The sequence below is a fragment of the Ilumatobacter nonamiensis YM16-303 genome (genome assembly GCF_000350145.1).
GTDB lineage: Bacteria > Actinomycetota > Acidimicrobiia > Acidimicrobiales > Ilumatobacteraceae > Ilumatobacter_A > Ilumatobacter_A nonamiensis.
Genome location: NZ_BAOL01000239.1, coordinates 1 through 5,427 on the forward strand (window position 1 = coordinate 1; position 5,427 = coordinate 5,427).

Annotated in this window: 4 protein-coding genes; 3 read left to right on the plus strand and 1 reads right to left on the minus strand. The window is 68.3% G+C overall.

The window, feature by feature from the left end; genetic code table 11:
- Positions 1-83 precede the first annotated feature (83 nt).
- Both ON45_RS18430 and ON45_RS18435 read left to right on the plus strand, forming a co-directional pair.
- Complete coding sequence (locus ON45_RS18430; protein ID WP_158412512.1) at positions 84-1,313, plus strand: MFS transporter; 1,230 nt, start codon at positions 84-86, stop codon at positions 1,311-1,313.
- A 62-nt stretch (positions 1,314-1,375) separates the two neighbouring features.
- The gene (locus ON45_RS18435; RefSeq protein ID WP_040495887.1) at positions 1,376-3,121 is read left to right on the plus strand and encodes an N-acyl-D-amino-acid deacylase family protein; all 1,746 of its coding nucleotides are present in this window, start codon (positions 1,376-1,378) and stop codon (positions 3,119-3,121) included.
- A 43-nt stretch (positions 3,122-3,164) separates the two neighbouring features.
- Here ON45_RS18435 and ON45_RS18440 read toward each other — a convergent pair whose 3' ends face one another.
- A complete protein-coding gene (locus tag ON45_RS18440) occupies positions 3,165-4,739 on the minus strand; it encodes an acyl-CoA synthetase (RefSeq protein ID WP_040495893.1) in 1,575 nt (524 codons plus the stop codon).
- Positions 4,740-4,953: 214 nt separating this feature from the next.
- Here ON45_RS18440 and ON45_RS18445 point away from each other — a divergent pair, with 214 nt between their 5' ends.
- Positions 4,954-5,382: a DUF1801 domain-containing protein gene (locus tag ON45_RS18445; RefSeq protein ID WP_040495889.1), complete on the plus strand. Its 429-nt coding sequence runs from the start codon at positions 4,954-4,956 to the stop codon at positions 5,380-5,382.
- Positions 5,383-5,427: the final 45 nt, after the last annotated feature.

Sequence of the window (5,427 nt, forward strand, 5' to 3'; positions counted from 1 at the left end):
TCCGCTTCACCCCCGCGCCCCGATCGAGCGTTGCGTAGCGGTCCGGACCCGCTCCGCACTGCAGCGCTCGTCGGATGGAGGCCATGAGCGAGACACGCCCCGCCGGCGCCGGCGCGGGCGAGCGGCGGGCGTGGGTCACGGTCGCGTTCGCGACGATGTGCAGTGCGTTTCCGGCGTTCGTGACCGGAGCGCTGGGGGTCCAGTTGCGCGACGAGGTCGGACTGTCCGCCACGCAGATCGGTGTCGCGATGGCCGTGTCGTTCGCCGTCGCGGCGGCGCTGTCGGCGCCGATGGGGCGCCTGGCCGAACGCCTCGGTCCGCAGTGGGCGTTCCGCAGCGGGCTCGCGACATCGGCGATCGCGATGGTGCTGCTCGCGGCCGTCGCCCGCGAGTTCTGGCAGTTCTGCGGCTTTCTCGCGATCGCGGGAGCCGCCAATGCGCTCAGCCAGCCGTCGGCGAACCTGATGCTCGCCACGCACGTTCCCGCGGAACGGATGGGGTTCGCGCTCGCCGCCAAACAGTCCGGAATGCCCGCTGCCGCGTTGCTCGGCGGTGGCGCGGTCCCGGCGATCGCGCTGACCGTCGGATGGCAATGGGCGTACGCCCTCGGCGCCGTGCTGGCGCTCGCCGCGTTCACGCTGCTGCCCCGTGATCCCCACGATCCGAACCGTCCCGCACGGCGCGGCAGTGCCCTGGCGATGGTGGCAGGATCGCGCTCCGCCAAGCCGGATCTCGGCACGGGACTGCTGGTGCTCTATGCCGTGGTCGGTTTCCTCGGCGCCTCGAATGCCGGTGCCATGGTCGGGTTCATCACGATCGGAGCAGAGGAGTCCGGTCTCGGCCCGGGTGCCGCCGGGCTCGTCCTCAGTCTCGGCTCCTTCGTCGGCATCGTCAGCCGCATCTTCCAGGGTGTGCAGGTCGACCGGCGCGGTGTGTTGCCCATCCAACGACTCGTCTGGCTGTTCGCCCTCGGCGGACTCGGCGTGCTCGGGCTCGCCATCGACGTGCCGGCCAGCTACCTCGTCGCGACCGTTCCGGCGTTCGCGTTCGGCTGGGCCTGGCCCGGTCTGTTCAACCTGTCCGTCGTGCGCAACAACCCGTCGGCTCCCGGAGCCGCGACCGGGATCAGTCAGGTCGGGATCTTCGCCGGTGCCGCAGCCGGTCCGGCGATCGGTGGCCTGATCGTCGACAACGGCAGCTATCGGATGCTGTGGATGGCCGGCGCGGGCATCCTCTTCCTGGGCGCCACGGTCGCCGTCTACCTCCGCACCCGCATCCGCGCCGCGCGGTCCGTCGAACCCGCCCGGCCCTGACTACCGTGGAAATGCTCGTCGGTGCCGGTCACCGATGACCATTTTCGCCGGAGGAGGGTGTGATGGCCGACTTGATCATTCGCAACGGAACCGTGGTCGACGGGACGGGAGCGCCGCGGCGAGCCGCCGATGTCGCGATCGACGGAGACCGCATCGTTGCCGTCGGCGACGTGTCCGCACATGAACCGGCCGGACGCGAGATCGACGCTGCAGGTCTGATCGTCACGCCGGGCTGGGTGGACATCCATACGCACTACGACGGCCAGGTCACGTGGGACGCCGACCTCGCCCCGTCGTCGATCAACGGGGTCACGTCGATCGTGATGGGCAACTGCGGGGTCGGATTCGCTCCCGCTCGACCCGATCGCCACGACTGGTTGATCCGCCTGCTCGAAGGGGTCGAGGACATTCCCGGCACGGCGCTGGCCGAGGGCATGACGTGGGGATGGGAGAGCTTCGACGAGTACCTCGATGTGCTCGACGGCCTCGAGTGGACCATCGACGTGGGCGCACAGGTGCCGCACGCCGCGTTGCGCACCTACGTGATGGGCGATCGGGGCGCCGACCACGAGTCGATCGCCACGGACGACGAGATCGAGCAGATGCGACAGATGACCGAGTCCGCGCTGCGCAACGGAGCCCTCGGGTTCACCACGTCACGCACCTGGGCGCACCGCACGTCGTCGGGCGAATCGATCGGAACGTTGCGCGCGACGGCCGACGAGGTGGTCGGTGTGGCGAAGGCACTCGACAGCGCGGGCGCCGGGGTGATGCAGTTGATCTCCGACGTCTACCAGTCCGGCGACGACGAACTCGTCGCGCGCGAACTCGAACTGCTCGGGCGGATCGTCGAGGAGGTCGGCAGCCCGTTGAGCTTCACCGTCCAGCAGAACGACGAGACACCGGACCGCTGGCGCGAGCTGGTGCGGCGGATCGAACAGTGGTCGGCTGGCGGCGCCGACGTGCGAGCGCAGGTCGCCGTTCGCCCGATCGGTGTGCTGCTCGGGCTCGCGGCGACCGCCAATCCGCTCCGCCGGTGCCCGACATATGCGCGACTCCACGATCTCCCGGTCGAGGAGCGGGTTGCCCATCTCAGCGACCCGGCGACGCGGGCGGACATCATCGCCGAGCACGCCGAGGTGCGCGTCAGCGACTTCCCGGCGCTGATCCACGCAGGATTCGACCGGATGTATCCGCTGACCGATCCGCCGAACTACGAACCGACACCGGAGGACAGCGTGGCGGGACTCGCAGCGGCCGAGGGGATCGACCCGGTGGAGAAGATGTACGACCTGATGCTCGCCGACGAGGGACGCCAACTGCTGTACATGCCGCTCATGAACTATGCGCACGGCAATCTCGACGACGTCCGCGAGATGATCATGTCCGACCACTCGATGTTCGGTCTGTCCGACGCGGGCGCCCACTGCAACGTGATCTCCGACGGCACCTTCCCGACCACGGCCATCACGCACTGGACGCGCGACCGGTCCCGCGGTGAGCTGCTGGATCTGGAGTATGTCGTGCACCAGCAAACCCAGCGAACGGCGGCGCACGTCGGCTGGCACGACCGTGGGGTGATCGCTCCCGGGTACCTCGCCGACATCAACGTCATCGATCACGAGCGTCTCGCGCTGAAGCCGCCCCGACTGATCGACGATCTCCCGGCCGGCGGTACCCGACTGATGCAGCCTGCCGACGGCTACGTCGCAACGATCAAACGCGGCCGCATCACCGTCGCCGACGGAGCGCTCACCGGCGATCGTCCCGGCCGCCTCCAGCGCGGCGCCCAACCCGCACCCGCCTGACGCCCGCCGGAAGTGTTCGTCGGTGGCCGGCACCGACGAACACTCAGGAGATGTCGGGGGCGTCGTCGTCGACGAACTGGGTGCGCAGTTCGCGCTTGAGGACCTTTCCGGTCGCGTTGCGGGGGAGCTCCTCGACGATCGCGATGTCGTTGGGCACCTTGAACTTCGCGAGCTGTCCGACGCAGTGGTCGACGACGGTGGCGCGGTCGAGTTCGGCGCCCGGCTTGAGCGCGAGTACGGCGAGTCCGACCTCACCCCAACGATCGTTCGGCACTCCGATGATCGCCGCCTCGGCGACCTGGGGCAGCTGATAGAGCACGTTCTCGATCTCTGCCGGGTAGACGTTCTCACCGCCCGAGATGTACATGTCCTTCCACCGGTCGACGATGTAGACGAAGCCCTCGTCGTCGATCCGCGCGGCGTCGCCGGTCTTCAGCCAGCGACCCTCGAACGCTTCGGCGGTGGCGTCGGGGCGGTTCCAGTAGCCGGGGGTGATGTTCGGTCCGGCAACCCACAGTTCGCCGACCTGATCGGGAGCACAGTCGCGTCCCTCCTCGTCGACGATGCGGAACTCGGCGTGGACCAGCGCCTTGCCCGTCGAGCCGATCTTGCGGAGCGCGTCGCCGGGATCCAACGCGATGCAGGCCGGGCTCGTCTCGGTCATCCCGAATCCCTGCATCAGCAGCACGCCCCGCTCGATCCAGGCTTCCATGATCGCCAGTGCGCAGGGCGCGCCGCCGACGCCCGCGACGCGCAAGCGAGACAGGTCGGTGTCCGCGAAGTCCGGGTGCTGCATCATGAACTGGTACGGCGCGGGGACGGCGAAGAAGTGGGTGATGCCGTGGTCGGGATCACCGAGCAGCCGGAGTACCTCGCCGGGTTCGAACGCGCGCACCGTCACCACGGTCCCGCCCGCATGGAGCACCGGGTTGCTGTAGCAGTTGAGCCCGCCGATGTGGAACAGCGGGAGGACGTTGAGGTGGACGGTGTCGGGGCCGACGCCGACCGGGAAGCCCAGGTTCACGGCATTCCAGAAGTTCATGCCGTGGGTGATCATCGCTCCCTTCGGCAAGCCGGTCGTTCCCGACGTGTACATGATCGTGATCACGTCGTCGTGCGTGAGCCCGACACGCTCGACGGCAACCTCGGCACCAGCGGCGAGCGCCTGCTCGTACGGACTGTCCGGTCCGCCTCCATCGATCCCGAGCAACGTGCCGATCGAGCATCGCTGCTGGAGTTCGGTCGCCGACTCGGTGAAGGACACGTCGTGGACGAGCAGCTTCGGTGAGCTGTCGTTCACGATGTATTCGAGTTCGGGAACCGTGAGCCGCCAGTTCAACAGCACGCAGATCGACCCGGTCCGGGCACAGGCGAACTGCACGTCGAAGTACTCCACGCCGTTGTGCGCCAGGACCGCGACACGATCGCCCCGCCCGATTCCGAGCGACGTGAGGTAGCCGGCCATCGCCTCGACACGCCGATCGAGGTCCCCGTACGTGAAGCTCCGCTCGGTGCCGAGGTCGCGCACGGCCTCCTTCGTGGGTCGGTTGGTCGCGTGATGGTCGATCCAGTCGTACGCCCGCACGGCACCGTGACCCGTCGGCCGCGATGACGTCATCGCCGCCAGGTCGCCCGGGGCGACATCGAAGTCCGTCGTTGCGTCGGTGGTTGCCTGGCTCGTCATGCGCGGGACACTAATCGCCGCACCGCGGAGTGGACCGTGTGGTGGACCGTGGTCGGCGGGTACACGATGCGGATGGTCGGCGTCTGGTTCCGACACGTGCGCGAGACTGCCGATCGAGCGGGCACCTGAGAGGGAACGTGGACGACACATGGCCGAGAACAAGACACAGCCGACCGATGTGGATCCAGCGGAGTTCATCGCGCAGCTCGAACACCCGACACGGCGCGCCGACGCCGAGACGCTGCTCGCGATGATGACGCGGGTGACGGGGTGCGAGGCGAAGATGTGGGGGTCGTCGATCGTCGGCTTCGGGAAGTACCGCTATCGCTACGAATCGGGCCGGGAGGGCGAGTTCCTGCTCACCGGGTTCGCCGCCAGGAAGTCGAACATGGTCGTCTACGTGATGCCCGGCTACGAGGATCTCGGTGACGACCTGGCGGAACTCGGCAAACACCGGCTCGGGAAGAGCTGCCTGTACATCAACAAACTCGCCGACATCGATCTCGATGTGCTCGAGAGGATCGTGTCCGACGGGGTCGCCACGATGCGCCGCCACCACGAGATCCTCGAAGGCTGACCCGCAAACCGCGTTCTCGTGATCAGTTCCGGCGCTCCGTGCGCG

What these genes read in the sequence shown, in the direction of transcription:
- ON45_RS18430 (WP_158412512.1), top strand. Translation starts at nt 84, where the DNA reads ATGAGCGAGACACGCCCCGCCGGCGCCGGCGCGGGCGAGCGGCGGGCG.
- ON45_RS18435 (WP_040495887.1), top strand. Translation starts at nt 1,376, where the DNA reads ATGGCCGACTTGATCATTCGCAACGGAACCGTGGTCGACGGGACGGGA.
- ON45_RS18440 (WP_040495893.1), bottom strand. Translation starts at nt 4,739, where the DNA reads ATGACGTCATCGCGGCCGACGGGTCACGGTGCCGTGCGGGCGTACGAC.
- ON45_RS18445 (WP_040495889.1), top strand. Translation starts at nt 4,954, where the DNA reads ATGGCCGAGAACAAGACACAGCCGACCGATGTGGATCCAGCGGAGTTC.